Below are 25,379 nucleotides of genomic sequence, written 5' to 3'. Positions count from 1 at the left end.
TCTCCGTTATTGCGCTTGATCGGCTTTAGCAGACGATTGAATTTCAGATGGGTTCACAGGTGCACCAGGGCGGATTTTTTGTAAACCTTCAACTATTAACTTATCGCCATCACTTAGGCCATCAGTAACAAGCCAATCAGAACCAATAGTTCTATCTACTTTTAATACGCGGCTTTCTACTGTGTTGTCTTTACTGACAACCATTGCTGTTGGTTCGCCTTTTGAATTACGGCTAACGCCACGTTGCGGAGCTAAAATAGCACCCGCTTTAACACCTTCCACAATAGAAGCTCGAGCATACATGCCAGGCAGTAATAATTTTTCTGGGTTTGAAAATTTAGCACGCAGTGTTACTGAGCCAGTACTTGGATCAACGGTCACTTCAGAAAACTGTAATGTGCCTTTATGAGGATAAATAGAGCCATCTTCCATAATAAGTTCAACGTCAGTTTGATTAGCCGAATCGACAGTTAGAGCACCTGATGATATTGCTTTTTTAAGTTGGGTAAGCTCATTACTTGATTGTGTTAAATCGATATAAATTGGATCTAACTGAGTTACTGTAGCAAGTGCTGTACTTTGATTGGCACTTACAAGTGCACCCACTGTTACGCTTGATTTACTAATTTGACCACTAATAGGAGAAGAGACGTGGCTGTAATCGAGATTAATTTGCGCTGATTTTAACTGCGCTTTAGCTGTTAATAATTCAGCATTAGCTTGCTTGTATGCGGCATCTGCTTCATCAAAATCTTGTTGGCTCACGGCTTTAATTTTTAAAAGTTCTTTATAACGCGATGCTTTTGATTTAGAGCTGGCAATGCTTGCCTCTGCGCGCGCTACGCTTGCTTCACTTGCTGCTAAGTCTGCTTCAAATGTAGCAGGGTCTATTTGATACAGTGCTTGGCCTTGTTTAACCTCATTACCTTCAACAAATAAACGAGATTGTACAATACCACTTACTTGTGGACGAATTTCAGCAATTTGAAATGCACTAATGCGACCAGGAAGTTCTTTTTTGAGAGTAAGCGCTTGGCTTTTTACTGTAATTACACCCACTGGGACAGCTTTAGGAGCTGAAGCTTGTGACTGCTCAGCAGCCTGATCACAACCAGTTAAAGCAACAGAACCGACGAGGGCTGACAATACAAATAAAGCGATGCGGGAACGCTGCATGTTAAATACCTTTTAGTTTAGAGTGAACGATCATTCTAAATTAAAATGCGCTGATAATGAATCTTAATAAGGAGAAATTTACACTATTGAGTACAATATACGCCTTAGGTAGCATTTAATGTTAATTTGATGAAAATAGAATCAAAGCTGTTTGAAAATAAAGCAATTAAACAGATTGAAATAACCACTCCTTTTAAGCACAAAACTTTTAAATAGGCACAAAAAAGCCAAGCTAAAAACAACTTGGCTAGTTATATAAACGACTATCTTACTTTTTTAAAGGAGGGTGTCGTTCTGTGGATTAATAACTCTTGAAACTAACAACTGCTCTACCCTAATGCCCTCTACATCAACAACTTCAAACTTAAAGCCTGAAAAAGTTAAATGCTCTGCACGTTTAGGGATTCGCTTCATACTGTAAATTAAAAATCCAGCGACAGTTTCATAGTGCATCTGATCTGGAAATTCTTCTATATCAAGTACCTTTGCTAAATCGGTAATTGGAGTTAACCCATCTACAAGCCATGAATTTTTATCGCGCTCTATAATTAATTCATCACCTTGATGAGTAATTAAATCACCCATAAACCCTTTCATTAAGTCTTTAACCGTTACAATACCTACCGAAAGCGCGTATTCGTTTACGACAACAGCAAATGGCTTTGCTGCGCTTTTAAACGCATTTAAAGCTTCTGATAGGCTTAATGTTTCAGGTAAGTAAAAAACATCTTTATCAATCAGCTCATCGTTTATATTGGCGGCTTCGCCTTTGAGTACTTGTCGTAAAATATCTTTAGATTCAACAGAGCCATGCAATTTATCTAAATTTCCTGACACTACTAAAAAGTGATTATGAGGGTGATCAATAATTTTGGTCGCAATATCATGGCTAGATTCGTTTAAATCAAAATAGACAATTTGGTCGCGTGGCGTCATTACGCTTGATAAAAACCGCGCTTCTAGGTCAAACACATTACCAATGAGTTCATACTCTTGCTTTTGCAAACTACCATATGCAGCACCCGCTTCCATCATGGCAACAATGTCCTCAGTTGTAACGTTGTCTTCTCGCTCAGCAGGCACTTTAAATAAGTGCAGCACAAAGTTCGTTACCCCATTAAAAAACATCACTAGCGGAGTTAAGGCAAAGGTTACCCAGCGCATTATTGTAACGACTCTAACAGCGACAGCTTCTGGCATGATCATCGCTAAACGTTTTGGCATTAAATCGGCGAACAAGATAAACAGAGATGTAATAGTAAAAAATGAGAATAAAAAGCTAATTTTTTCTAAGTGTGCACCTTGATAAAAAAGCACTAAAACACTTTCAACATAAGGCGATAAAGCCTGCTCACCCACAATACCACCCAATATCGCAATCGCGTTGAGTGCAATTTGGATCATGGCAAAAAAAGCCCCTGGATTTTCTTGTAGCTTTAATACCGCTGCTGCTTTTATATTTCCTTCATCTGCCATTACTCGCAGTTTTATTTTACGCGACGCTGCAATTGCTATTTCTGACATAGCAAACAACGCACTGATCAAGATCAATAAGCTAATCCCGATTAAATCACCCATTTAACGCTCCAATAAGTTAGCGCTTTTTTAAACAAAAAGCAGCTGGATTATAATCGGTTTTTTAAACGCAGCAATTTATATTTACGAAATATATTTAAGCTATTAATTTTCAATTATTTAAGAGGTAAAACAGTGAGTTTAAAGTGCTTAAATTTTATTAAAGGCAACTTTTAATTGAGAAACTAAAGCCGGATCCATATTTATATTACAGGCAAAAAATAACGGAGACTGAGTTGTGTTTAAATCAAGTAATGGTTCTAGTAACTCAAGCTTAGGCTCTGTTTTAACTCGATAGTTAAATTGCTTTTTGTTGAGGATAACAAAATCAAGTATATGGTGACGAGTGCTTATGAGTTTATCTATTTTATCTAGGCTATCGATGAGTAATAAATGCTTGCTTTCACTAAAGCCCCTTTCAAGCAAATAATGATGACTAAAGTTATCACGCAGTACTGCTATTTTGTATTTTTTAGCATCATTGAGAGTGTTTAACTTTATACCTCTGGATTTTAGACCATAAATGGCAGAGTCAAAGCTTTCCAGTTCGCCTACCTAGTTAAACTTACTTTCTCTATTAGGTAATCGAACAATCGAAAATATACAGGTGTTTTTATCGCGTAGCGCTGCATTGTAGGATATGGCCCAACTATGCGCCAACATAGTGTAGTTTATACCTGTACCTTCTAGCGCTTTATGAACTTTTTCGACAGAGCGGCCAACGAGTTTGTTATCTTCATTAATATACTGAAAGTCCGGAAATACTTCCGTTACTATTGTAATTTCAGCTGCATCAACTTTAATACAGCTAATGAACAATAAAAAGATCAACAATTTCATCTAGCGAGGCCTCAACCAACTCATTATATGTATTTAATAAATATAGCTGAGGCTTTATGAACTGCTAGTTTTTAGTTATGTAATGCACACTTATACGCTGATAGTGCTAGTATCTATAGCTTCTACAGCTTACTTGTTCATTGCACTAATTAAAAAGGCTGAAATTTTAGCGCCTTCTCTAAGTGTAGTTTCTGAGCTTGATTGACCAACTAAAGAGCTGTCGGTAAATGGCGCTATCTCCATCATATCTGCACCCGTAATAGGAAACTCATCCGCAATGGCTGATAAAATATCAAGCGCATGCTGAGGCGTTAAACCGTGATGCTCTGGCGTACCTGTGGCGGATGCAAATTCAGCATCAAGTGCATCAATATCAAAGCTTACGTATATTTCATCAACGTTATCGGCTTTTAATTGTGCAATAGCGTCGGCAGCAACCGCTGCTGCGCCGCGTTCAATGATTTCATGTGCCCAGTGCTGTTTAACACCAAAAGTATTTTCCCAATGCGCTTTAGGCTTACCACTTGAGCGAATACCAAATTGTATTAAATGATGCGGCGCCGGTAAAAACTCTAGTATATGTGTACACCAAGAGCCAAAGCATAAATCTATGCCTAAGCGCTCAACAAGTAAATCGGTATGCGCGTCAAAGTGAATAATAGCCGTGCGCTTACCTTGCTCACGTTTTGCTTTTAAGTACGCTTTAGTAAGTGGGTAACTAATTGAGTGATCGCCACCAATACCAAATAATCCTTTATCTTTAAACGTTGCGTAAAAACTGTCGCACACATCCTCAGTGATTGATAACGGGCTTACGTAATAGTCGTTATCTTCATCACCATATAAGGCTTTTTGGCAATTAGAAATGGTTGCATCATTTAGGTATTTGTCATGAAGTAAATGTGGGATCACACGTACATCACCTAAATCAAACGAATGACACTGAGGTTGCTGATCAATTAATGCTGAGCGCACAAACAACGGCCCCCAGTTTGCGCCGCGTAATATCCCACCGCCACAGTCTGAACTAATACCTAACATAACGGCTTTATGTGGTGAGTTTGGTAATTCGTTTAAAGACTCGCGCCACAAATTATCAACGTTTTCAGTTTGTCCATAAAGTTTATTACGCAGTGCGGCTTTGCGCTCTTTTGCAGTATTTACTGTGTATACGCCATCACCCGGTGCGCACAAACAGTGCTCAACTTTGTTTTTAAATGCTTCAAATTGTGTGCTCATAATAAACTCCTTCGGTTTTTATTCTGTACGTAGCTAATTACTTTTGAGTAGTTATGCAAAATCACTAAAAATGCCTAAACTTCAAATAAATGCCACTTTGCTAAATAAGTCAGTGCTTAATATAAGTAAACACGTTAGTTTTTACGTGTTCACTAAAAATTTAAGCCATTGAATTTATTTGATATTAATTAAAATCTGTAATCATCCATTTAATCGTAGTTACGCGCTTGAGTGATACTTATTATGTCTGCTTGAACATGTCAACAGCGCAACAAGGCTACGTATATAAGTACTTGAGTGAATATTCATAGTTGGTGAATAAATCAAATTAGCCCTTAAAATTATTAAGGCTTTATTGGAAGAGTTAAGACAAAACGGACAATCGTCCTGTACTTGATAAACGTTTCTAGCAATCATGCTAGATTGACAACAAATTATTATAAAAGGCTTAGCTATGGAAAAGGTATTTCACTTAGGACTATGTATTGACGATCTTAAAGGTGCAAAACTTGCGATTGTACCGGGCGATCCAGATCGTGCAGCACGTATTTCACAATTCCTAGACAACCCAACCTGCCTTGCTCAAACTCGCGAGTTTCATGTTTATTTAGGTCAATTAAACGGCCACTCTGTGGTTATATGTTCTACAGGTATTGGTGGTCCATCTACGTCGATTGCAGTAGAAGAATTAGCACAACTTGGCGTGCGTAAATTTTTACGTATTGGTACAACCGGTGCAATTCAGCCACACATTAACGAAGGCGAAATTTTAATTAGCCAAGCGTCTGTACGTTTAGATGGAGCTAGCCAACATTTTGCACCACTTAGCTACCCTGCTGTATCTGACTTTTATGCAACACAAGCTATGGTACAAGCATGTAAAAACCTAAATATCGATTTTCATATTGGCATTACTGCATCAAGCGATACATTCTACCCAGGGCAAGAGCGTTACGATACGCACTCTGGTTACGTTCCTAAATCACTACAAGGTAGCTGCGAAGAGTGGCAAAAATTGGGCGTGATGAACTACGAAATGGAATCGGCAACATTATTTACTATGTGTGCAGCCCTTGGATTACAAGCAGCATGTGTAGCAGGCGTACTTGTTAACCGTACTCGCCAAGAAATACCAAATGTAGACCACGGTGAAATTGAGCGTAAATCTGTAGCAGTAGTATTAGAAGCAGCTAAAGTATTACTTGATTGATACAGGTTATAGCAGTCAGTGAGTTAATTCGATAGAATGACTCGCTTTAATAAAGCACAGCTCCGGCTGTGCTTTATTGTATGCAAGCCACTATTTAAGTGGTGCGCTAATTACTTTAAGTGCAGGTAAATGCGTAAAACTGGCAAGTACAGCTTTTGCCACTTGCGACTGGTTTTCACGACCCGCTGTTTCGAGCAATGTTATTCCCTTCACCGTACTTTCGTTAAAGCTAAGCCCAGCTAAAAAGAACTGACTTAGTGCACTTTGTAGTGGCGATAAACTTGGACTGTAAGCTGCATTTTCGGCGTAACTTCCGTAAAAATCACCATCACTAAATGTACTTATTTTTACGGCGCTAAAGTTTTGGCTGTAAGGCACGTACGCATTAAGTGCAAAACGCGCAAGGGTTTCATCAAGGTCTTCAGCGCTAAAATTACCTTGCTGTGGTTTTGGGTTAAATAAGCTAAATTCGTTACCTAAATCGGTAGGTCCAAATGAATGCGGCAGTAATTCAACAAGTTTAAATTGCTGATCAGGAAGTAAAATATCAAACTCTTTCGCATCAGCTAGTTCGTTCATAAACTGGCGACAATACCCACAAGGCGCATCGCTAATAGCAATTTTAACTATTTTTTTAGCGCCGTTTAACCATGCGTTATTTATAGCCGATTGCTCTGCATGAACCACTAAACTCAATGCTTGATGATCAAACTCTACATTTGCACCAAAGTAAAAGCTTACCTCACCCTTTTCATCAAGTGCTTTAACAATTGCGCCTACATGAAAATCTGACACTGGCGCAACAGCATACTCAGAAGCTAAAGGTACTAAACCTTGTAGTAATACATCATCAGACACATTGAGTTGCGCGCATAACGCTTTAATATTATTAGAATTTAATATGCCACGTTGTGATTTTAATTGACTACGTAATGACGCTGTTTGCGCTACGCTTAATGTGAAGTGCGAATTTGTAAGTGCTGTATCTTGCTGTACAGTAAAAGTTGCTGAAGCCATAATATTTTTTAATTATTCAATGGCTAAGTAGTTTAAAAGGTTAGGGTGTTAAATACCAGACTATTTAACGCAAAAAAAGGGAGCACATCGCGTGCTCCCTTTTAATACCAATAGGTATACCTAACAAAATAAAGTGTTAGCCGGTATTACGCATACCTGCAGCTATACCTGTCATCGTGATCATTAACGCATTATCAATGTCACCTTCGTTTCGTTTTTCCTCTGAGCGAGCACGGCGTAAAAGCTCAACCTGTAATAGGTTAAGTGGATCGGTGTACGGATTACGTAAACTAATCGACTCCTTAATCCAAGGTTGTTCGGCGAGTAGGCTTTTTTGTGGGCTAAGTGATTGCACCAAGCTAATCGCTTCTTGAAGCTCTTTACGAAGTGTTACACCCAATGGTTTGTACATATCTTCCACCAGCGCATTATCGTAATGCTCACTCAACCAGCAATCGGCTTTACTAAATACCATTTCTAGCATTTCTAGGCGCGATCTAAAGAATGGCCACTGTAGGCTCATTTCGTTTAGGGTTTCTGCGCCGTACTTATTAAGCGCAGCTTTTAAGCCAGTTAACGCACCTAACCATGCAGGAAGCATTAAACGGTTTTGGCTCCACGCAAAAATCCATGGAATAGCACGCAGGCTTTCAACACCACCATTAGGATTACGTTTTGCAGGACGCGATCCAAGCGGCAACTTAGACAGCTCAAGCTCAGGCGTTGCCATTCTGAAGTAAGGTACAAAGTTTTCATCGTGGCGAACTACATTACGGTAGTGTTCACACGACTCCTCACTTATTAGCTTCATTACTTCGCGCCACTGCGGTTTTGGTTCCGGCGGCGGTAATAAGTTACTTTGTAGTACTGCGCCTGCGTAAATATTTAAGCTTTGCAGTGCTACATCGGGTAAACCAAATTTAAAGCGGATCATCTCGCCTTGCTCGGTTACACGCAAACCACCTTTTAACGAACCTGGCGGTTGTGAATGCAGCGCTTGTGCAGCAGGTGCGCCACCACGCCCTACTGTGCCACCACGTCCGTGGAATAAAATAAGTTCAATACCACGCTCATCAGCAAGCTGCACTAGTTTATCCATAGCTTCGTACTGCGCCCAACCTGCTGCCATCATGCCGGCATCTTTAGCAGAATCAGAGTAACCAATCATTACATTTTGGGTGTTTTTAATGTGCCCGCGATACCAAACATTATCAAGTAATGTAGTAATTACATCACTGCCTGCGTTTAAATCGTCGAGTGTTTCAAATAACGGTGCTACTGGTAAATCAAAGCTACAGCCGCTTTCTTTTAGCAATAATTGTACTGCTAAAATGTCTGATGCTGTTCGCGCCATCGAAATAATATACAAGCCAAATGTTTGTTCGTCTTGCTTAGCAATAACATCAAAGGTGTCTAGCACTTCTTGAACATCAGGGCTTGGTTGCCAATGTTTTGGAATAAGCGGTCTGCGAGAGTTAAGTTCAGTAAGTAAAAAAGCTTGTTTATCTTGCTCTTGCCATTGGTTGTAGTCGCCTAAACCTAAATAACGAGTCAGCTCAGAAAAAACATCGCTGTGACGAGACGAGTCTTGGCGCACATCGAGTTTAGCTAAACGCAAGCCAAAGCTATTAATACGGTAGAGTAAATCAAGCAATAAGCCATCTGCAACTACTTTCATATTACACTTTAATAACGAGCGGTAGCAGACCTCTACAGGGTGCTTAAGCTGATTAATATCGGTAATTAAATCTTGTGAATCGCTACGCTTATTTTTAATTTTAGCGCCCAGGTGAGCCACGGTCTCTGCAACTTGGTTTTTAAGCTTTTTGATCACCGCTCTGTATGGTTCAAAGTCTTGACCTGCCAACTCAATAAGCTCATCACTGGCGTCTGACATAGATAATTCAGCGCATAACGTTTTTAAATCTTGAATATATAAGTTAAGCGCCATCCAACGACCGTGGTCAAGCACCTCTGCTGTAACCTGCGATGTTACAAATGGATTTCCATCACGGTCTCCACCCATCCAAGATGTGAACTCAATCGGGCTGTAATCTTTTGGTAGCTCTAAACTTAATTGCTCTTTAACATTGGCTGAAAATTCACGTAAAAAGCGCGGAACAGCGTGCCAAAGACTGTTTTCGATTACCGCATAACCCCATTTAGCTTCATCAACTGGCGTTGGGCGAGAGCGACGAATGTCGTCGGTATGCCAAGCCTGGCTAATAAGCTGTTCAATACGATTTAAAATAGCGTCTCGCTCTAGCGGTAAGTTATCTTTTCGCTCTAATGACGCTAAGCAATCACTTAGTTCAACATGTTTGTTAATAATAGTACGGCGCGTCACCTCGGTTGGGTGGGCGGTTAATACTAAGTTTATGTGGAGTTTTGAGAGTGTTTCGGCCAAATGATTACTATCTAGCTGGCCTTGTTCTGCTTTTGTAACTAACGTTTTTAATGTTTGAGTGAGAGGGTTTTGTTGACCAAGGCCAACGTCATTAAAACGCGAAACGGTATGAAATTGTTCTGCTACATTAGCAAGGTTTAAAAAATGATTAAATGAACGGGCAACCGGCAAAAGCTCTTCATCACTAAGCGCATGTAAAACGTCTATTAGCGCTTGTCTGTCGTCTTCATTACCACTGCGAGATGATTTAGATAAAGCCCGAATTTCTTCTACTTTATCTAAAATAGCTTGGCCTTGAGCATCCTTAATAGTTTGTCCTAGTAATTGCCCAAGTAAATTTACATTACCTCGCAAGGCGGCATATTGTTCACTCATTTCTCATTCTCCTTTGTTTCGTAGGACACTATTAATATCATCATGAAGAGATATTTAATAGATCCATTTGCAATGTCTTGTCGTAAAAAAGTATATATAAAATAATCACAAAGCAATTACATGATCATTTTTTACGATGGAAACTGCCCTCTTTGCAGCACCGAAATGCAGCAACTAAAACACGTAGACTCTAAAAATCTAATTACGCTTGAAGATCTTAACGCGAGCGACTTTAGTGAACGCTACTCGTATATTGATAAAGACAAAGCAATGAACTACCTGCAAGCCCAAAAGCAATCAGGTGAAATGATTTACGGGCTTGATGTAACGTACGAAGCATGGAAAATAGTGGGTAAACACAGCTGGTTGAAAATTTTTCGCTTGCCAATAATTCGCTTTTTCGCTGACTGCGGATACCTGTTATTTGCAAAGTATAGGCACCCCATCAGTCGCTTTTTGATGCCAAATACTCAGTGCAGTAACGGCCAATGTGGACTAAAAGCAAAAGGTGATAAATGAAAACCATTGTTTTATTCGGCGCAAGCAGTGCCATAGCAAATGCATATATAGAACATTTACAAATAAACACGCCTACTCATCAGATTGTTTGTATTAGTTCAAAAAGCATTGAATCTGACTCTAGTGTTGTCCACCTACACACTGACTACACAAAACAAAGTTTAGCGCGCGTTACTAATTACCTAAAAGAGCAAAATGCCGATATACAACAAGTTATTATATTCAATGGTACACTGCACAACGAAACCCATATGCCCGAAAAAAAGCTGGAGGATTTAGACGCTGAGTATTTTAGCCAACTTCTCAATTCAAACACCCTAACTCCCCTACTTTGCTTGCAGAGTATTTTGCCGCTCTTAACACATAAAACGCAGTGTACTATTACAGCACTTAGTGCGCGTGTGGGCAGCATTAACGACAATAAATTAGGCGGTTGGTATACGTATCGCGCCTCTAAGGCAGCTCTTAACATGCTATTTAAAACCGCAGCGATTGAGCTTTCACGCCGAGCTAAAAATACCAAGCTCGTTTTATTTCACCCAGGGACTACCGATACAGCACTTTCAAAGCCCTTTCAAAAGAATGTACCTGAAGGCAAATTATTTACCCCTGAATTTGTAGCCAAGCAACTATTTGAATTAACAAACAATAACCCTGATTTAAAACTAAACGGTGAGCCTGCTTATTTAGACTGGCAAGGCTCAACCATACCGTGGTAAGGATTTTTAATGCATTTTACTAAAGCGCGTATAGACGCACTTGAAAAACATACCCGTACACATTTAATTAATTCTCTTTCGGGTTTTAAAAGCGCCAATTTAATTGGCACGCAAGACTTACTCGGCAATACCAACTTGTCGATTGTAAGCTCGGTTATTCACCTTGGGGCTAACCCACCTTTAGTCGCCATGATTATGCGCCCTCACAGTGTGCCGCGTCATACGTTTGAAAATATTTTACAAACGGGAACTTACACCATTAATCAAGTGAATAAGTCGATTTATAAACAAGCTCATCAAACTTCAGCCCGTTACGATAAAGACGAGTCTGAGTTTGATGCTACAGGGTTAACGCCTGAATACTTAAACGACTTTGCAGCGCCTTTTGTAAAAGAAAGCCGCTTAAAGTACTCGGTTAAATTTGTAGAAAACCAACATTTAGCCATCAATGGAACTGAGCTCGTTATTGGCGAAATTATGGATGTTTTTGTTGATAAAGCTGCGCTGCAAAGCGATGGTTTCCTAGATTTACAAGCAATTGAAACAGTCGCAGTAACCGGGCTTGATAGCTACCACACAAGCAATAAACTCACGCGTTTACCTTACGCTAAAAAATAATATGACCTTTTAAGAGGCTATAAACTATTAGCCTCTTATCGCATAACATTGAATTTTACCTTGGTATTAATCACACTAGCTAAAAATCCAAGGAGAAAAACATGACTACCATCGGTATTGGTACACAATCGAGCGAACAAGCGTTGGCAAGCCTAAGTAATATGACGCAAACGCTAACCCCTATTGCAGCTGACGAACATTTAGATCGCATAGCCAAAGCGCAAGCTTATATGTTAGCAAACAACATAGATGCAATTTATTTAAACGCTGGCACCAACCTAACCTACTTTACAGGTATGAAATGGTACGCGAGCGAGCGCATGGTTGGCGCAATATTACCGGCCCTTGGTGAAGTACAATACATTGCGCCTTATTTCGAAATTGGTTCACTAAACGGGTTTAAAGTAATAGAGGGGCCTATTCATGGGTGGCAAGAGCACGAAAATCCTTATGCACTTTTTGTTGAAGTACTAAAAAAGTTAAATATTAATGAAAACGCAACCATTGGCATTGATGAAAGCGCACAATTTTTTATATTCGACGGCATTAATAAAGCACAAACGGGTTTAACACTCATAAACGCACAACCTGTAACGGCGCATTGCCGTATGCATAAATCAATTCACGAGCTTAGCTTAATGCAGCGCGCGATGGATATGACCTTAGCCGTACATCAAGCCACAGCAAGCATGCTTTATGAGGGAATAACCACCACCGAAGTAGAAGCCTTTATTAAGCAAGCACATCAAAAAGTAGGCGCGCCAGGTAACTATTTTTGTATTGTTTTATTTGGTGTTGCAACGTCTTTTCCGCACGGTGTTAAAGATGCCCAAGTACTTAAAAAAGGCGATATGGTATTAATTGATACCGGCTGTAAAGTACACGATTACCTATCAGACATAACCCGTACCTATGTATTTGGCGAACCAACCATACGCCAACGCATGTTTTGGGATCATGAAAAAGCAGCGCAAATGGCGGCATTTAATGCAGCTAAAATCGGTGCTACGTGCGAAGACGTAGACGCTGGCGCACGTACTTATTTAGCGGCGCAAGGCCTAGGTCCGCAGTACCAAACACCGGGTTGCCCGCATCGAACTGGCCACGGCATTGGGCTAGACATTCATGAATGGCCATACTTAGTTGGCGGTGATAAAACCCCACTTGCCCCAGGCATGTGCTTTAGTAACGAGCCAATGTTAGTTATACCTGATGAATTTGGCGTACGTTTAGAAGATCATTTTTACATGACCGACAACGGCCCTCATTGGTTTACACAACCAAGTTATAGCATTGACGACCCATTTGGGCTTAACGCTTAATACTGAATTCCTTCAAGAGCAGCTGTTTAGCTGCTCTTTTTAGTTTGGTATTGATAAAGTGCAGTTCATCCCAATATCTCCTGTTATACCAAAGCAATCCTCAAAAGGATAAATATGAAAAACTTTAAAATTGATATCGTTTCAGACGTAATGTGCCCTTGGTGTGTAGTGGGTTATAAAAACCTAGAAACTGCACTAGAGCAACTCAAAGACGAAATGAGCGCAGATATTACGTGGCATCCTTTTGAACTAAATCCAGATATGCCAATTGAAGGTCAAGACTTAAACGAACACTTAATGCAAAAGTACAACCTAAGTGAAGAACAAGGCGACGAAAATCGTAAAAACATGTTCGAAGCCGGTCAGCGTGCTGGGTTTACCTTTAATTTTGATGGCAAACGCATCATGATCAACAGCTTTGATTTGCATCGTTTATTAATGTGGGCACGTGAAGAAGGTAAGCAAACCGAGTTAAAACTCGCCTTTTTTGAAGCGCACTTCACAGATTTAAAATACTTAAATCAAGAAGAAGCGTTGCTCGACGTTGTTGAAAAAGTAGGTCTTGATAAAGAAACTGCGCGCAGTATCCTACATTCAGACAAATACGTTCAAGACGTACGCCAAGAGCAAGACAACTTTAAACAGATGGGTATTACTTCAGTACCTACATTTATCATAAACGATAAATATGCACTTACTGGCGGACAACCAAGCGACTCGTTCATTCAAGCACTAAAACAAATTAGTGAAGAAGAAGCCAAGCAAGACGCTTAGCGAGTAAATTGCTGTTTAACATATATAAGGCTGCGCAATGCAGTCTTTTTCTATATAGCGAAGGTTGCTTCTTTACTTTAAAGAAAACTAAGTACGATAAAGTGCCTTAGTACACGTAAGATTCAACCTGCCTTCTTATGTTTGTGACATAAACATGCGTAAAATAAATATTTTAAACAGCTTTTTAATAACGTAATATCCTCATTCACTTTCGTTATCTGGATGTAAGAATGGACGCTTATACAAAAAGAAAGTTCTACAGAGCTTTGACTCGCTACAATTATTTCCCAAACCAGAAGTCTAATATAGGGGAACTACCACCACTTATTAGCACTAGGCAGTTTACTCCAGAGGTCTGTGAAGCATTAGCAGTACTTAGGGAATCTGACACCCGAGAAAGCAGTGGCTATGATGTAGTGACATATAATGCTACTAGGTATAACAACGCATTCCGTGAACTATCATTGATTCATCCTAAAGCATACGCGTTGCTCGCAAGTCACTTGCACGACCACTGGAATAAGATTCAGCCATTTACCACCAGCGAAAGCAGTATTATAAAACCTGAAGAACATGAAGATGGTCGAATCATGGTAATGAACTATGAAGACCCCATTGAAAAAACCACACGAGCACTAACTGAGAGTTTTGGTAAGCGCTTTCAAGTCAAAGCTGACATATCAAACTGCTTCAATAGTATATATTCACATGCTATCGCATGGGGGCTTGTTGGATTCGACTACGCCAAGACTAATCGCCAACATCACTTGTGGTTCAATCTGGTCGATAAATACCAAAGAAAATGCAAACGTAACGAAACACAAGGTATTCCAATAGGTTCTGCCACTTCAAATATTAGTCTTGAAATCATACTTGGAAAAATAGATTCGGAGCTATTAGAAGCTGGTTATCACTTTCACCGATACGTGGATGATTACAATTGTTACTGTGAAACAAATGAATCCGCACATCAATTTCTATTACTACTTGGACACTTATTAGCAAGATACAAGCTATCTTTGAATATTCAAAAAACTCAGATTATCGAGCAGCCTGCACCAGATCAAGATGCGTGGGTATTAGAATTGCTTGGCAACCTACCTAGTAGATTGAATAAATCCCACGAAGATGAGCCAAAGCTAACAGCTTCTGAAGCTATCACATTCATCAATCATGCAATTCTTGTAAACAAGCAAACACCTGACGGCAGTGTATTGAAATATGCTATTCAGTTGATAGTAAACTTTCTTGATCATCAAGCCCCAGCGACCGTATACAGCTGTGTTCTGAACTTATCTTGGCACTACCCTATTTTAATCCCATACCTTGATAGGTTAATTGAAAAATCCAATATTAAAAGAGGTGACATTGATAATCATCTAAATGCCCTAATTATTGAAAACTGTAAACATCGTCGTTCAGATGGAATCTGTTGGCCTCTCCACATAATGAAAAAATTAGGAATTGCTCCTGCCGATAACACTATAGATGCGATTATAGCGAGTGAAGATTGCGTCAGCTTGACTATTCTGAATTCAATACTTATTGGTAATAAGCAAATTGTTGATTTTGCAGATAAAGTAATTAACTCAAACGACAACTACTTTATTGATACATATTGGCTTTTGCTTTATCAGTTATTCAGAGATGGTGATGTAAAAAATGCTTACACCAATATTAAAATCTTTGATACTCTCTTGGAGTTTGATGTTAATTTCATACCCGGTGAAACACATACTCAAGCAGAACATAAATGTGACGGAATTAATACAGGTTTTGTCTTCGGACCTATTGAAGGCTTATTAGAAAAGATTAAAAAGTAAAACTTTTAGTTTTCCTATTTACCCCATCATAATAACTAACTAGTGTAGTGGTCATCTGATTTTCACTAAAAAGTTTCCAACTTCATTTAAACCCAACAATTCCAAGCTATACATTCAATAAAATTTATAGCTTGATAACTAAAAAGGCTGCAGTGTGCAGCCTTTTTAGTATTTGTCAGCGAGCTTATTAAGTACGATAAAGTACTTTAATTACACGCCAGTCAAATTTAGTTTTAACTAGGAGCGTCTCTAAAATAGCGCCTATAAAGGCTAATTTTCAAACTGATAAAACATTTGGTCGCGCCCAAATTTACCTAGGTCACTGCCTCTTGCCCTAATCGGCAGGATGAATATTTTTTAGCTAAGATTTGAAACTTTTAACACTAACCTAGTTGCGTATAAAAGGCAGTTGAAGTTACTTTTTGACCAACTAGTTCTTTGTGGTATTCAAATGCGCAACTCCAATTTATTTGCTTGTAACCATCACTATCCCCATCTGTAACATATATTTAAATGACAGAGCCCATAGTTAAAATGATAACAATAAAAGTATAAGCTTTTTCATATTCACCTCCTATGTTCACAATAAGAGAAATTCAGCATATAGCTTCTATTAATTTTCGATGGATTTTCTTACAATACTCCCGCACCTTCCAACTTTAGAGACCAAACCATTTTATAACCTATTAAATTGTATAAATTAATACCTGACACTAACCTTTAATGTAAGCCGATATTTCAATAAGCTTTTAACAAAAACCCTCTGCTACTCAAATCTTACCCTCTACGTTTTTATAAAAGCGCTGGCACTATACGTGCATTGTCTATTATGTGTTCTTAATGAGTGTGCTGCGCGCTATTTTATTTCAAATGCCACGTAAATATTACAAGGTGCCATTAAATTCTTTCATACCGCTATACACTCTCACTATTACTAAAGGGCTAATTAATAACGAATTACATATGAGGAGCAAGCATGGCTAAGTCAGCAATATTATACAGAATGGTAACCGATGAGCATATTTGCCCATTTGGACTCAAATCAAAAGATTTACTGAAGCGAAAGGGCTATAAGGTAGATGATAAACCACTGACTTCGCGTGAAGAAACCGATGCATTTCAACAAAAACACAATGTTGATACCACACCCCAAACATTTATCGATAACGAACGCATTGGCGGATATGATGATTTGCGCGCTTACTTTAATAAATCAGAGCCAGGCCAACAAGGTACAACTTATACCCCCGTTACGGCCATTTTTGCTGTCACGTTATTACTTGCCTTTGCATTTAGCTACTCGACTGGCTTTGCACTTTTTTCTATACATACAGTTATGCTGTTTGTCGCGCTAACAATGGGCGTACTGGCTATTCAAAAATTACGCGACTTATACAGCTTTAGTAATTCTTTTATAACCTATGATTTATTTGCTATGAAAGTAGTTAGGTATGCTTATGTGTATCCATTTTTAGAAGCATTTGTCAGTATAGGCATGATTGCAGGGTTTTCAGCTTATGTTGTTGCACCAATTTCTTTATTTATTGGAGGAGTTGGAGCCGTGTCAGTGATTAAGGCTGTTTACATAGACAAACGAGAGCTTAAGTGTGCCTGCGTTGGCGGTGATAGTAATGTACCGCTGGGGTTTGTCTCTCTGACCGAAAACCTGTTTATGATTGCTGCAGGTATTTGGATGTTGATTAAATAAAAAGACTTAACACTTAAAAGGCTGCAGTGTGCAGCCTATTAAATAATTGTCAGCGAGCTTATTAAGTACGATAAAGCACTTTAATTACATGCCAGCCAAATTTAGTTTTAACTAAGTGAGGCTCTAAAATTGCACCTTTAAATGCAATTTTATCAAACTGAGGGACCATTTGGCCGCGCCTAAACTCACCTAAGTCACCACCTTTTTTACCAGATGGGCATGACGAATACTTTTTAGCTAAGGTTTGAAACTTTGCACCTTTACCTAATTGCTTAATAATGTCTTCTGCTATTTCTTTATGTTTAACCAAAATGTGAAGTGCATGTGCTGTGTTTGCCATGAAAAAAGCCTTTTATACCGTTAGCTAAAATTAAACGCGGCGATTTTAACACAACCTCATAAACCTAGCATCTACTTATACTGCAGTGTATTAACGCCTAATTTATAAATAATGTTTGGCATCCTCTGGGTTGGGAATTCTGCAATACTGATATTTTCCAAATAAGGTATAGCGGTTTAAAGCAATCCTATTGTATAACCAATTATTAAACCTAGTTGGCAAAATACTAAATACAGTTGCTAGTTTGTATGGGTAACCTAGCTGCTTAACAACATTAAAAAAAGCATGGCTTTGCGTATACGCTTTACCGTTTTCAACAAACACCATTGAGGCATATTCAGTTGTTGAAAAACCAAAGTGTGTTAACAACAATTCACCTTTAGGAGATTGTACGCTGCATAATTTAAAAATAGTATTTTTATCGTGAGCAATAATAAAATTACACCACGTGCTGCACAGCTTGCATTGCGCGTCGAATAATATAATTTTTTGATTTTGCATTATTGTCACTGCATCATCGCTCATAACACCTTCCTCAAATTAAGCACTAAACTACTGCTGCACTGGCTTTTTTTGTAACTTGCGCTGCAAAGTACGCCTATGCATATTGAGTTGCCTTGCGGTAACCGACACATTGCCATTATTACTGTGTAATACTTGTTGAATATGCTCCCACTCTAAACGCTCTGGCGACATAACCGCATCATCAATAGCACTCGATGCCGTTGCCACAGGCTCGGTGTTAAGCGCTTTTAATAAAGTTGCCATATCAACCGGCTTAGTAAGGTAATCGTTTGCGCCTAAACGCATTGCCTCTACTGCGGTTGCTATACTTGCAAACCCGGTTAGTAAAACAATATGAGTTTGGGGGAGCAAACTACGCAGCGGCTTTATTAGTGTAAGTCCGTTATCGTCACCTAGTTTCATGTCTAATAAAACAAAGTCGGGCAATAGTTTACGCGCGGTAAGTAATGCATCACTTTGATTATGCGCCACCTCGCAGGTAAAGCCTTGTTTAGTTAAGCGCCTTGCCAGTGTGCAGGCTAAATTAATGTCGTCTTCAATTATAAGTAACTTCATGAGGCGTTATTCTCAGTGTTTACAATAGCGAGTTTAACTTTGGCGACAGCGCCGCCATCTGCATGGTTAAACAAGGTAAGTGAGCCATTTAAACGCTCGAAGGTAACATTTGATAAAAGCACAGCAAGCCCCATTCCTTGATCGCTTGGCATAAGTTGACCACCCAGCTCTGCTAATTGCGATGATGAAAAGCCAGGGCCAAAATCGCGAATTAACAAGTAAACGCATTCACTATGTAAGTTATCTTGCTGCCAACTCAGCTCTAATTGAGTTTGACCTTGTTTTTGATTAGCGAGCGCGGCGTTTTGCAATAAATTTAAAATAGCAGGCAATAACATGGCATCACTTATCAATGTTGCTGCAATAGGTGGCGTAATCCATTTAATGTGCTGATCAGCGTATTGCAGTAAAAGCGTATCTGTAATTTGCGTTTGCAGTTGCTTTACGGTGGTATGCTCTTGCGAATTTTTAACGCGTAATTGCTCTGAGAGCCTTCTAAAGTCGTTAAGTTGCGTACTACACTGAGTAAGCGGCGCTTGCATGTGCTTAACAATGGGGTTGTTTGGTTGCTCTTCTAATAACTCTTCAAACAATAGCTGTAAATTTGCAATTGGGGTCGCTAGTTGATGGGTTATTTGTGCTGCGGCCCCATCAAGGGTAACAAGCTGTTCATTACGCAATTGTTTTTCACGCACGTTTGCAATAATTCGCTCTCGCTCTTTAAGTGCCCTGCTCATTGCGCCAATTACTAATGCGATTACGCTGGCACTTAAAACAAAATTGACCCACATGCCAATAAAGTGACCACTCATATTCATTTGATGCATGCTGTGATCGGGCATCTTTATCAGTAAAAAACTGTATGCGGCAATGGCTAATACCGCAATATAAGCTAATCCTTTTTCTCGCAACGTAACAGCAGCGATCATTATCGGGAGCAATAACAGTGATACAAATGCATTGGTTGCACCACCGCTTAGAGAGAGCAAAACCGTTAAAAATAATACATCAGCGGTTAACTGCATCAACATACCCAAAGGTTTAGCGCGGCTTACATTACGATAGGCAAACAGGCTAATAAGCTGAAACACAGCCTCAACGGCAATAACAATCAGTAATGGCAGTAATGCGATTTGATGTTCTAGTAAAAAATAAACGCTAAGCACAGCAATTAATTGCACCGCAATAGCGCCGCTTCGCAGCATTAATAGTCGACTAATGGTGGGGTCGGTTTGCATTAACAAGAGGTGATTGCCCAATCAAATGTTTAATAAGGTTATTTTAACGGTTATATGATTTTTAATCATCATCCATCGAAATTGAAATTGAAAACGGTGCACAAGGCGTTCCTTGGTGAAACACCATTTTCCATTGCCCGTTAGTTTGGCGCCAAAGCGACATACGCAATGAATAATTAAATTCACTGCGAGCAGAGCGCCTATAAGCTGCTTGATAACTAAGTTGCACTACATCATCGCTCAGCATTCGGCCCTTAAAATGCTGATTATAAAACTGTGGCACAACCTCGGTAGGTAAGCGGGTAAGTACTTGGTATTTATTAAATGTAGTGCCGTTGGCAGCAATTTCGATAAATTCATCATCGAGTAAAGCATCTAATGCGCGCTCAGATTGGCGAACTTCTGGGTCTAGTAACTGGCGCTCAGCGTCAATCAAATGATTAAACAACGACACTTTTATTTTGCTGCTCATAACTTTCCCTATTGTTTATAAACTTGCCCGGCTTTCATAACAAATTGCACGTTTTTAAGTACGTCGATATTTTTAAGCGGTGAGCCATTCACACTGATAATATCTGCTTGTTTACCAACACTCAAGTCGCCAATGAGTGCGCTTTGCCCCAGTAGTTTAGCTGCATGTATGGTTGCTGACTTAATAGCTTGGGCTTCGCTCATACCATTGTTTACCATTAAACTAAATTCGTTAGCATTAAGCCCATGACGCGACACACCTGAGTCTGTTCCAAAGGCTATATTAACCTTGTTTTTCAGTGCAAGTTTGAACGAAGCCTGCATTTTTGGAGTCACTTCACGCACTTTGTCGACTATTGCCGGTGGCATATTTGGATTTGTAAGCACCTCTTCGCTTACCGTTGCACCCGCTAAAAGCGTCGGTACTAAATAAGCTCCCGTTTTTTTAAATAACTTTATTGCCTCTTTATCTAAATAAGAGCCATGCTCAATAGAATCTACACCGGCTTTTAAGGCCGCTTTTATACCTTGTGTACCGTGCGCATGCGCTGTAACTTTACGACCCAAGTGATGAGCAGTAGCAACAATTGCAATCAGCTCTGCATCTGTAAGTTGTTGGTTAACCCCTGCGGCGGTATTACTCAATACTCCGCCTGTGGCAGTAATTTTAATTACATCAGCGCCACTTTTTATTACCTCGCGTACCGCACGGCTACAATCATCCGCGCCATTACAAATACCAATCCCACCTGTAACCGCATCTGTAATATCTTTTCGATAACCGTGCATATCAGCGTGTCCACCGGTAGGCGATATTGTATTACCCGCTGCAAAAATACGAGGGCCGTTAATATCATTTCTCTCGATAGCGCGTTTTAGCGGAAATATAACTTTATGATCGCTACCTAAATCTCGCACTGATGTAAAACCCGCATCGAGCGTACGTTGCAAATATTTAATTGAGCGCAAAGCATAATCGGCATCATATTCTGTTGCCCAGCGGTGAGGGTTTGCTTTAGCATCTCGCTCAAACGTAACGTGAACATGCATATCAATAAGACCAGGCATTACAAATTGATTTTTAAGATTGATAATATCGGCATCAGATAGGTTAAGTTCTGCTTTTGTGAGGTAGCCGTTTTTAATGGCTGTTATTGTATTATCTGTTATGACTAACGTTTGCTCTGTTTTTGCTTTTTGATCCTCAGATGCAAGTAAGCTGCCCGCATAAATAATTTTATGCTGTTGGGCAAAAGCCCCATTTGCAATTAATGCCAGCGCTATTGAAGTGAATGTTGTTATTAGTGTTGTTTTCATACTTGCTCCTTTTTTATACTAGCATTACCTTAAATAACCTGTAATTGCGAATATTTACGACACAAAGCATGCTATAAACTAGTCTTGAAAGCCGTTTTTTGGTATAACTCACCCATTAGAAATACATGTCAGACCACCTTAAGAGAACATACTATGCCTTACGCACATATCACTGGTTGGGGTAAATGCATTCCACCAGCAAGCATTAGCAACGATGAAATTAGTGAAATAGTTGATACCACCGACGAGTGGATAACCACGCGTACAGGCATTAAATCTCGCCGAGTGAGCCATGTAAGTACCGCCGAGCTGGCAACCGTTGCTGCTAAGCATGCTATTGCGTGCGCGGGCGTTGATCCTAAAGATATTGATTTAGTGATATTAGCCACTTGTACACCTTCTACTGTTGTGGCAAATACCGCCTCACAAGTGCAAAAAAATATTGGTGCAACCGGCGCTGCCGCAATGGATACAAACGCGGCATGTTCGGGCTTTTTATATGCATTGCAAGCTGCTACAGCACAAATTCAAGCGGGTATGATCAAAAAAGCCGTGGTCATTGCCGCTGAGCGTATGACCTGGTACGTAAACTGGGCACGTCGCGATAGCGCTGTTTTATTTGGCGATGGCGCAGGTGCAGTAATACTTGAAGCTNCTGCCGATACGCCTGCTGGTTTACTTGGTACCAAAACCGGTTGTGACAGCGAAGACCGCGATATTTTACACATCACCAACTTTGGTAGCGATTTAAATAAGTATGAGCCAATTGGCCCTTCTGATTTATTATTTGAAGGTCGTGAAATATTTAAACGTGCTGTAAAAGGTATGAGTGAAGCCTGCGACGACGTACTTAAGCAAGCTGATTTGAGCCTTGACGACATTAATGTACTCGTTCCACACCAAGCTAACTTACGTATTATTCAGGCTATTCAGCATCGCTTAAAAGTACCTGACGAAAAAGTAATGGTTAACATTGGTGAGTATGGTAATACCTCTGCTGCTACGATTGCTATTGCGTTATGTGAAGCGGTTGAGCAAGGGTTAATTAAACCGCATTCAAATATTATGTCTGCTGCATTTGGTGCAGGTCTTACGTGGGCTGCAAGTTACATAAAATGGGGCGAACGTGTAACGCCTATTAGTGTAAGTGATGCCGCTTTACCGCCATGTGATAAAACTGGTTTAGAGCTTGTAGCACCGGCTGTTAAAGCATGTAAAGAAGCCGAGCAAAGCTAACACAACATGTAATAAGCCACATTTAAAACGCACTTATTTAAGTGCGTTTTTGCTTTTTAAGGAATTAAACTTGAAACTTTTAGGTATTCATCACGCTGCGATTATTTGTAGTGACTATGTACGTTCTAAACACTTTTATAGCAATGTACTTAAACTTGACGTTATTAATGAGCACTTTAGAGCTGATCGTAATTCATATAAGTTAGATTTAGCCATGCCCGATGGTAGCCAAATAGAGCTATTTTCGTTTGATGGATCGCCCGCAAGACCAAGCTATCCCGAAGCACAAGGCTTAAGACATTTAGCTTTTAAGGTAGCGGATGTACAGATTGCAAAAACGTATTTAGAGTCGTGCGATGTAAACGTTGAGGATATTAGAGTGGATGAAATAACCGGCAAAAAGTTTACCTTTTTTGCCGATCCAGATAACTTGCCACTTGAGCTTTATGAGGTTTAAAACTCATAAGCTCAAGTTCTTACTATTGAATCAAAAACTTACTTATTAAAACGATTTTGTAAGTAGTTAAACACTGCACGAATACCTAATGCTTCACCACCCGTTGGACGACCTGGTAATGCACGTAAGTTCCACGCCATTACATCAAAGTGTACCCACGGTGTTGTTGGCTCAACAAATTCTTTTAAGTAAAGCGCTGCAGTAATAGCACCACCAAACGGTGTACTTGCACAGTTTGCCATATCGGCTACATCACTTTTTAGTAAGTTTTTGTATTGCTCAAACAACGGAAGTTGCCAAACAGGATCATGTACACTTAAACCTGCATCAATAATACCGTTTGCTACATCGCGCTCTGTTGAGAAAAAGCCCGGAAGCTCCGTGCCCAGTGCAACACGACATGCACCCGTGAGGGTAGCAAAATCAATAATTAGCTCAGGATTATCGTTTTGTGCTTCGCTTAATGCATCACACAATACTAAGCGCCCTTCTGCGTCTGTATTATCAATTTCGACCATAATGCCTTTGCGTGTTTTAACAACATCGCCCGGGCGAAATGCATTGCGCGATACTGCATTTTCAACAGCAGGTACAAGCACTCGTAATCTAATTGGTAAGTTAGCTGCCATAATAAGCTGTGCTAGTGCAATTACGTGCGCCGCGCCGCCCATGTCTTTTTTCATGTTACGCATGCCAGAGCTTGGCTTTAAATCAAGTCCACCTGAGTCAAAACATACGCCCTTACCTACTAGTGTAATTAATGGAGCATCTGTTGCGCCCCATTTTAAATCAAGTAAACGCGGTTTATTTTCGCTTGCACGACCCACCATGTGAATAGTCGGGTAGTTTTGCTCTAGTAACTCATCGCCAATCCACTGTGAAAATTCGCCATTGTAAGTTGCAGCTAAATCTTCCATTACTTGCGATAAATGTTGCGGCATCATATCTACCGCTGGCGTATTAACTAAATCACGTGCAAGTGTAATAGCATCAGCTTGTTGGCTAATACGCTCAAACAACGCTTTATCGCTAATGGCTAATTGCGCTTTTGCTGTTGGTTTTTCTTTATATTCACTAAATTCGTAACCACCAAGCACAAACCCTAAAGCAACTTGCTCTACAAAAGCGCTCTCGCCTTGAATTTGATAAGTACCAGTAGGAAGTGTATTTGCTAAATTACCCGCAGCCCAAAAATCATCGCTACTTTGCATTAAACAAAATACCTGGCTTAACTCGCCCGTTTTAGCATCAGGAATTAAAGCAACACCTTGCTTTTCAAAACCTGTATTAGTTAACCAATTTTGTATAAATGCAGGCTGCTGTGCTTGCCAGTCAGATAATTCGTTTTTAAGAATAAAAGATAAAGGAATACCAGAAGATGTATGACGTAGTAATGCACTCATTAAAAAGCTCATATAATATAAAAATGGTACTTAAGAGCATATCAATAAGCGCACCTAAAAGGTATCGCTAATTTGAAGGGATTTTAGCTACTTTTTTAAGCTATTTTTGGATTCTTGCTTTTGATTTTCTTGATCTATTTTAGCATCAAGTTCTTTAATTGATTTGTTCATATTAAACGAACTTGGCAGTACATCAACTCCCACTAAACTCCCTAATTTAACAACTAAAGGAATTGTAAGCGGGGCAAAAGGTAATACTGCAAACACACCAAGCCCTAACCCTTTTAAAATATCAACAAATTGCTCATTTGCGCGCTTTAACTCCTCTTTACTTGTTTGGCCTTGAGTGTAGCGCCTATAAATAGAGAGCATTTCTTTGGTTTCTTGTTTTTCTTGCGCAAGTGCAATTTTAAGCGCCACCATAGCACGGCGAAAACGCAGCTGTTGGCGTTTTTTACTAATTTTAACTACCCGCCAAGGTGCACGGTGAATAACTTTATATAATCGCATAACTT

The 25,379-nt window shown here is 39.7% G+C and carries 23 protein-coding genes and 2 pseudogenes; 10 read left to right on the top strand and 15 right to left on the bottom strand.

What is annotated here, in order from left to right:
- Positions 1 to 6 precede the first annotated feature (6 nt).
- From L655_RS0117250 to L655_RS0117230, 4 genes and pseudogenes are all read right to left on the bottom strand, one after another.
- Positions 7 to 1,176, bottom strand: coding sequence for an efflux RND transporter periplasmic adaptor subunit (locus L655_RS0117250; RefSeq protein ID WP_004588754.1), 1,170 nt, complete (start codon positions 1,174 to 1,176; stop codon positions 7 to 9).
- A 276-nt stretch (positions 1,177 to 1,452) separates the two neighbouring features.
- Positions 1,453 to 2,754: a hemolysin family protein gene (locus tag L655_RS0117240; RefSeq protein ID WP_024605709.1), complete on the bottom strand. Its 1,302-nt coding sequence runs from the start codon at positions 2,752 to 2,754 to the stop codon at positions 1,453 to 1,455.
- A gap of 147 nt (positions 2,755 to 2,901) precedes the next feature.
- Positions 2,902 to 3,591: pseudogene (locus L655_RS1000000128540) on the bottom strand (amino acid ABC transporter substrate-binding protein).
- 129 nt (positions 3,592 to 3,720) lie between these two features.
- On the bottom strand, positions 3,721 to 4,830 hold the full coding sequence (locus L655_RS0117230) for an arginase family protein (RefSeq protein ID WP_024605708.1): 1,110 nt from the start codon (positions 4,828 to 4,830) through the stop codon (positions 3,721 to 3,723).
- 454 nt (positions 4,831 to 5,284) lie between these two features.
- Here L655_RS0117230 and udp point away from each other — a divergent pair, with 454 nt between their 5' ends.
- Positions 5,285 to 6,040 (top strand): uridine phosphorylase, encoded by a 756-nt coding sequence (gene udp, locus L655_RS0117225; protein WP_007375563.1) that lies wholly within the window; start codon positions 5,285 to 5,287, stop codon positions 6,038 to 6,040.
- 90 nt (positions 6,041 to 6,130) lie between these two features.
- Here udp and cdd read toward each other — a convergent pair whose 3' ends face one another.
- Complete coding sequence (cdd, locus tag L655_RS0117220) at positions 6,131 to 7,057, bottom strand: cytidine deaminase (protein ID WP_024605707.1); 927 nt, start codon at positions 7,055 to 7,057, stop codon at positions 6,131 to 6,133.
- A 136-nt stretch (positions 7,058 to 7,193) separates the two neighbouring features.
- Positions 7,194 to 9,839, bottom strand: coding sequence for a phosphoenolpyruvate carboxylase (ppc, locus tag L655_RS0117215; RefSeq protein ID WP_002959021.1), 2,646 nt, complete (start codon positions 9,837 to 9,839; stop codon positions 7,194 to 7,196).
- 120 nt (positions 9,840 to 9,959) lie between these two features.
- Between ppc and L655_RS0117210 the strand changes: the two genes are divergently transcribed.
- The 6 genes from L655_RS0117210 to drt4 all read left to right on the top strand — a co-directional run bounded on the left by L655_RS0117210 (position 9,960) and on the right by drt4 (position 15,614).
- Positions 9,960 to 10,358 (top strand): DUF393 domain-containing protein, encoded by a 399-nt coding sequence (locus L655_RS0117210; protein ID WP_024605706.1) that lies wholly within the window; start codon positions 9,960 to 9,962, stop codon positions 10,356 to 10,358.
- Positions 10,355 to 11,077 carry an SDR family NAD(P)-dependent oxidoreductase gene (locus L655_RS0117205; RefSeq protein ID WP_024605705.1) on the top strand — a complete coding sequence of 241 codons (723 nt, stop codon included), beginning with the start codon at positions 10,355 to 10,357 and terminating at the stop codon, positions 11,075 to 11,077. Before L655_RS0117210 ends, L655_RS0117205 begins: the two co-directional genes overlap by 4 nt.
- A 9-nt stretch (positions 11,078 to 11,086) precedes the next feature.
- Positions 11,087 to 11,695 carry a flavin reductase gene (locus tag L655_RS0117200; RefSeq protein ID WP_024605704.1) on the top strand — a complete coding sequence of 203 codons (609 nt, stop codon included), beginning with the start codon at positions 11,087 to 11,089 and terminating at the stop codon, positions 11,693 to 11,695.
- A 101-nt stretch (positions 11,696 to 11,796) separates the two neighbouring features.
- Positions 11,797 to 13,017: a Xaa-Pro peptidase family protein gene (locus tag L655_RS0117195; RefSeq protein ID WP_024605703.1), complete on the top strand. Its 1,221-nt coding sequence runs from the start codon at positions 11,797 to 11,799 to the stop codon at positions 13,015 to 13,017.
- 114 nt (positions 13,018 to 13,131) lie between these two features.
- Positions 13,132 to 13,791: a DsbA family oxidoreductase gene (locus L655_RS0117190; RefSeq protein WP_024605702.1), complete on the top strand. Its 660-nt coding sequence runs from the start codon at positions 13,132 to 13,134 to the stop codon at positions 13,789 to 13,791.
- A gap of 230 nt (positions 13,792 to 14,021) precedes the next feature.
- The gene (drt4, locus tag L655_RS0117185) at positions 14,022 to 15,614 is read left to right on the top strand and encodes an antiviral reverse transcriptase Drt4 (protein WP_024605701.1); all 1,593 of its coding nucleotides are present in this window, start codon (positions 14,022 to 14,024) and stop codon (positions 15,612 to 15,614) included.
- 187 nt (positions 15,615 to 15,801) lie between these two features.
- On the opposite strand, the pseudogene L655_RS1000000128090 reads toward drt4, so the two are convergent.
- Positions 15,802 to 15,991 (bottom strand): annotated as a pseudogene (locus L655_RS1000000128090) (peptidylprolyl isomerase); the annotation flags it as partial.
- Positions 15,992 to 16,590: 599 nt separating this feature from the next.
- Here L655_RS1000000128090 and L655_RS0117180 point away from each other — a divergent pair.
- Positions 16,591 to 17,322: a MauE/DoxX family redox-associated membrane protein gene (locus L655_RS0117180; RefSeq protein WP_024605700.1), complete on the top strand. Its 732-nt coding sequence runs from the start codon at positions 16,591 to 16,593 to the stop codon at positions 17,320 to 17,322.
- Between the two features lie 61 nt (positions 17,323 to 17,383).
- Here the strand turns inward: L655_RS0117180 and L655_RS0117175 are convergent, their stop codons facing one another.
- The 6 genes from L655_RS0117175 to L655_RS0117150 form a co-directional block, all read right to left on the bottom strand.
- Positions 17,384 to 17,662, bottom strand: a complete 279-nt coding sequence (locus L655_RS0117175; RefSeq protein WP_002959014.1) for a peptidylprolyl isomerase — start codon at positions 17,660 to 17,662, stop codon at positions 17,384 to 17,386.
- Positions 17,663 to 17,764: 102 nt separating this feature from the next.
- Positions 17,765 to 18,187, bottom strand: coding sequence for a DCC1-like thiol-disulfide oxidoreductase family protein (locus L655_RS0117170; RefSeq protein WP_024605699.1), 423 nt, complete (start codon positions 18,185 to 18,187; stop codon positions 17,765 to 17,767).
- Positions 18,188 to 18,214: 27 nt separating this feature from the next.
- Complete coding sequence (locus tag L655_RS0117165; protein WP_024605698.1) at positions 18,215 to 18,742, bottom strand: response regulator; 528 nt, start codon at positions 18,740 to 18,742, stop codon at positions 18,215 to 18,217.
- Complete coding sequence (locus L655_RS0117160) at positions 18,739 to 19,980, bottom strand: histidine kinase (RefSeq protein WP_029752066.1); 1,242 nt, start codon at positions 19,978 to 19,980, stop codon at positions 18,739 to 18,741. Before L655_RS0117160 ends, L655_RS0117165 begins: the two co-directional genes overlap by 4 nt.
- Before the next feature lie 61 nt (positions 19,981 to 20,041).
- The gene (locus L655_RS0117155; RefSeq protein ID WP_024605696.1) at positions 20,042 to 20,452 is read right to left on the bottom strand and encodes a DUF4440 domain-containing protein; all 411 of its coding nucleotides are present in this window, start codon (positions 20,450 to 20,452) and stop codon (positions 20,042 to 20,044) included.
- 8 nt (positions 20,453 to 20,460) lie between these two features.
- A complete protein-coding gene (locus L655_RS0117150) occupies positions 20,461 to 21,768 on the bottom strand; it encodes an amidohydrolase family protein (RefSeq protein ID WP_024605695.1) in 1,308 nt (435 codons plus the stop codon).
- Between the two features lie 153 nt (positions 21,769 to 21,921).
- On the opposite strand from L655_RS0117150, the gene L655_RS0117145 reads away from it, so the two are divergent.
- Both L655_RS0117145 and L655_RS0117140 read left to right on the top strand, forming a co-directional pair.
- Positions 21,922 to 23,004 carry a ketoacyl-ACP synthase III gene (locus tag L655_RS0117145; RefSeq protein ID WP_024605694.1) on the top strand — a complete coding sequence of 361 codons (1,083 nt, stop codon included), beginning with the start codon at positions 21,922 to 21,924 and terminating at the stop codon, positions 23,002 to 23,004.
- Between the two features lie 70 nt (positions 23,005 to 23,074).
- Positions 23,075 to 23,461, top strand: coding sequence for a VOC family protein (locus L655_RS0117140; RefSeq protein ID WP_024605693.1), 387 nt, complete (start codon positions 23,075 to 23,077; stop codon positions 23,459 to 23,461).
- A 38-nt stretch (positions 23,462 to 23,499) separates the two neighbouring features.
- On the opposite strand, the gene L655_RS0117135 is transcribed toward L655_RS0117140, so the two are convergent.
- Together L655_RS0117135 and L655_RS0117130 are read right to left on the bottom strand one after the other, a co-directional pair.
- A complete protein-coding gene (locus tag L655_RS0117135; RefSeq protein WP_024605692.1) occupies positions 23,500 to 24,864 on the bottom strand; it encodes a leucyl aminopeptidase family protein in 1,365 nt (454 codons plus the stop codon).
- 87 nt (positions 24,865 to 24,951) lie between these two features.
- A complete protein-coding gene (locus L655_RS0117130) occupies positions 24,952 to 25,374 on the bottom strand; it encodes a hypothetical protein (RefSeq protein ID WP_007582356.1) in 423 nt (140 codons plus the stop codon).
- Positions 25,375 to 25,379: the final 5 nt, after the last annotated feature.

Source organism: Pseudoalteromonas sp. TAE79 (assembly GCF_000498015.1).
Classification (GTDB): Bacteria; Pseudomonadota; Gammaproteobacteria; order Enterobacterales; family Alteromonadaceae; genus Pseudoalteromonas.
The sequence above is the reverse complement of the archived record's forward strand: the minus strand, read 5'-3'. Positions and strand labels throughout refer to the sequence as shown.

Coding starts and splice junctions, on each gene's coding strand:
- L655_RS0117250 (WP_004588754.1), bottom strand. CDS start 1,176: ATGCAGCGTTCCCGCATCGCTTTATTTGTATTGTCAGCCCTCGTCGGT.
- L655_RS0117240 (WP_024605709.1), bottom strand. CDS start 2,754: ATGGGTGATTTAATCGGGATTAGCTTATTGATCTTGATCAGTGCGTTG.
- L655_RS0117230 (WP_024605708.1), bottom strand. CDS start 4,830: ATGAGCACACAATTTGAAGCATTTAAAAACAAAGTTGAGCACTGTTTG.
- udp (WP_007375563.1), top strand. CDS start 5,285: ATGGAAAAGGTATTTCACTTAGGACTATGTATTGACGATCTTAAAGGT.
- cdd (WP_024605707.1), bottom strand. CDS start 7,057: ATGGCTTCAGCAACTTTTACTGTACAGCAAGATACAGCACTTACAAAT.
- ppc (WP_002959021.1), bottom strand. CDS start 9,839: ATGAGTGAACAATATGCCGCCTTGCGAGGTAATGTAAATTTACTTGGG.
- L655_RS0117210 (WP_024605706.1), top strand. CDS start 9,960: ATGATCATTTTTTACGATGGAAACTGCCCTCTTTGCAGCACCGAAATG.
- L655_RS0117205 (WP_024605705.1), top strand. CDS start 10,355: ATGAAAACCATTGTTTTATTCGGCGCAAGCAGTGCCATAGCAAATGCA.
- L655_RS0117200 (WP_024605704.1), top strand. CDS start 11,087: ATGCATTTTACTAAAGCGCGTATAGACGCACTTGAAAAACATACCCGT.
- L655_RS0117195 (WP_024605703.1), top strand. CDS start 11,797: ATGACTACCATCGGTATTGGTACACAATCGAGCGAACAAGCGTTGGCA.
- L655_RS0117190 (WP_024605702.1), top strand. CDS start 13,132: ATGAAAAACTTTAAAATTGATATCGTTTCAGACGTAATGTGCCCTTGG.
- drt4 (WP_024605701.1), top strand. CDS start 14,022: ATGGACGCTTATACAAAAAGAAAGTTCTACAGAGCTTTGACTCGCTAC.
- L655_RS0117180 (WP_024605700.1), top strand. CDS start 16,591: ATGGCTAAGTCAGCAATATTATACAGAATGGTAACCGATGAGCATATT.
- L655_RS0117175 (WP_002959014.1), bottom strand. CDS start 17,662: ATGGCAAACACAGCACATGCACTTCACATTTTGGTTAAACATAAAGAA.
- L655_RS0117170 (WP_024605699.1), bottom strand. CDS start 18,187: ATGAGCGATGATGCAGTGACAATAATGCAAAATCAAAAAATTATATTA.
- L655_RS0117165 (WP_024605698.1), bottom strand. CDS start 18,742: ATGAAGTTACTTATAATTGAAGACGACATTAATTTAGCCTGCACACTG.
- L655_RS0117160 (WP_029752066.1), bottom strand. CDS start 19,980: ATGCAAACCGACCCCACCATTAGTCGACTATTAATGCTGCGAAGCGGC.
- L655_RS0117155 (WP_024605696.1), bottom strand. CDS start 20,452: ATGAGCAGCAAAATAAAAGTGTCGTTGTTTAATCATTTGATTGACGCT.
- L655_RS0117150 (WP_024605695.1), bottom strand. CDS start 21,768: ATGAAAACAACACTAATAACAACATTCACTTCAATAGCGCTGGCATTA.
- L655_RS0117135 (WP_024605692.1), bottom strand. CDS start 24,864: ATGAGTGCATTACTACGTCATACATCTTCTGGTATTCCTTTATCTTTT.
- L655_RS0117130 (WP_007582356.1), bottom strand. CDS start 25,374: ATGCGATTATATAAAGTTATTCACCGTGCACCTTGGCGGGTAGTTAAA.